At 71.5% G+C, this 1,198-nt stretch carries 2 protein-coding genes; one reads left to right on the top strand and one right to left on the bottom strand.

The genetic code is table 11. From position 1 onward, the window contains the following. Positions 1–54 precede the first annotated feature (54 nt). Entirely contained in the window at positions 55–537 is a 483-nt protein-coding gene (locus tag HMPREF3115_RS28280) for an NUDIX hydrolase (RefSeq protein WP_070557048.1), read from the top strand. On the opposite strand, the gene HMPREF3115_RS28275 is transcribed toward HMPREF3115_RS28280, so the two are convergent. Beyond that, positions 503–985, bottom strand: a complete 483-nt coding sequence (locus tag HMPREF3115_RS28275) for a DUF1641 domain-containing protein (protein WP_006405151.1) — start codon at positions 983–985, stop codon at positions 503–505. The genes HMPREF3115_RS28280 and HMPREF3115_RS28275 overlap by 35 nt on opposite strands. Positions 986–1,198 lie beyond the last annotated feature (213 nt).

Genomic DNA, 1,198 nt, shown 5'->3' with positions numbered 1-1,198 from the left:
CGGCTTGCGCGATGCTCGGCCATGAATGCCCCCGCCGCCTGTCCGCTACCCGACATGAAACTGCCCGATCCCGCCGACTTTCCCGTTCGCGCGGTCCCGCTCGCGCCGCTGGCGAAGGAACGCGCGACGGTACTCTGTCATCGCAACGGCCGCGTTCTGCTGGTCGCGCGCCGGCCGTCGTCGCGCTGGACGCTGCCGGGCGGCGTGATTCGCCGCGGCGAGTCCGCGCTCGACGCCGCGCATCGCGAGCTGCACGAGGAAACGGGACTGACGGGGCTCGACCTCGCGTATTTCTTCTACGTCGACGGCAACGTGAAACGCCATCACGTGTTCGTCGTCGATCTGCCGGCCGGCATGCATGCGTGCCCCGGCCGCGAGATCGCGCTGTGCCGCTGGGTGCCGATCGACGCGGTGGCGCGCTGGCCGGCCAGCATGCCGACACAGCACATCGTGCGTCAGCTCGCGCAGCTGCGCGACGTCGCGAGCGCGGACGCACCCGCGCTTACGCGCCGTCCGCCTTCCCGGTCAGCGCCGTGACCGATTGCTCGGGCTCGCGCGCAAGCCCCTGCGCGAACACCTTCAGCCCTTCGAGCAGCGGCGTGATCGCTTCCCACAGCGCATCGTCGTTGAGCAGCCGGTAGACGCCGCGCACGCCCGGCGCGACATGTTCGTGCTCGGCCGGCTGCCACGCGCCGATGTGGCGCAGTGCGTCGGCGGCCGCGAACATCGTCTTGCCGAACTGTTCGGGCGGCACGCGCGAGAGCGCCATCACGAGCATCGCGAGATTCTGCACGCCGGTCTGCGTGCCGGGCTTGTCGAGCGCGCCGACCAGCACCTCGGCGATCTTCGCGTTCGCGCTGACCACGTCGTTCGCGAAACGCAGGAAGCCGTGACGGTGCAGGCTGCCGAGCAGGCGTTCGAGTGCGTCGTGCGCATTCGGTTCGGAAGGAGGGGGTGTCGTATCGTCAGGCAGGCGTTCGGCCATCGGCTGTTCTCCGGAACGGGCGCCGCCGCGTGCGGCGCGACAGGAACACCCGCGGCAGGTGCGCCGCGGGGCGAATGACGGCGCGTCCGCGGGACGCGGTGCGACGCTGCGAGAGATCGTCGCACAACGCAAGGTTGCGTTCGCCCGGCGCGGGCGCACGCGGGCGGGCGGCGGCGCGCGAGTGTCGCGCACGCGTGCGGCGGCACGCAAGTG

The organism is Burkholderia sp. HMSC10F09, assembly GCF_001806955.1.
Classification (GTDB): domain Bacteria; phylum Pseudomonadota; class Gammaproteobacteria; order Burkholderiales; family Burkholderiaceae; genus Burkholderia; species Burkholderia multivorans.
Note: the sequence above shows the minus strand (reverse complement) of the source record. Positions and strands in the feature narration are given on the sequence as shown.

Coding starts and splice junctions, on each gene's coding strand:
- HMPREF3115_RS28280 (WP_070557048.1), top strand. CDS start 55: ATGAAACTGCCCGATCCCGCCGACTTTCCCGTTCGCGCGGTCCCGCTC.
- HMPREF3115_RS28275 (WP_006405151.1), bottom strand. CDS start 985: ATGGCCGAACGCCTGCCTGACGATACGACACCCCCTCCTTCCGAACCG.